This is a genomic window from Ochrobactrum sp. SFR4 (assembly GCF_019730395.1).
Taxonomy (GTDB): Bacteria; Pseudomonadota; Alphaproteobacteria; order Rhizobiales; family Rhizobiaceae; genus Pseudochrobactrum.
Genome location: NZ_JAAPBB010000633.1, coordinates 1 through 291, shown reverse-complemented (window position 1 = coordinate 291; position 291 = coordinate 1). Strand labels below are relative to the sequence as shown.

At 54.6% G+C, this 291-nt stretch carries 1 protein-coding gene; it reads right to left on the bottom strand.

The window, feature by feature from the left end; genetic code table 11:
* Window positions 1–291 (bottom strand): AMP-binding protein (locus tag HBA93_RS20590; protein ID WP_221724511.1); only part of this gene is annotated, 291 nt, incomplete at both ends.

The window sequence follows — 291 nt, the reverse complement described above, 5'->3', positions numbered from 1 at the left end:
ACCGTCACAAAATCCGTCTGGATAATTGTGCCATCTTCCAGATAGCCCAGCGCCACATTCACACCGGCGGTGTGGATACGCCCGGCAACACCGGCAGGACAATGTTCACCCTGTTCATCCAGCACAAAATAACTGTTTTCAGGCAGCGGAATACCATAGGGAATAATACGGACATCCTCGGCTCTGATCTCATGCCAGATACTCCAGATCGTCGTTTCCGTCGGCCCGCCAAGCGATACCAGCCGCGCCTGCGGCAGCAATTCACGCAATCCGGCAATAATCACCGGCTTG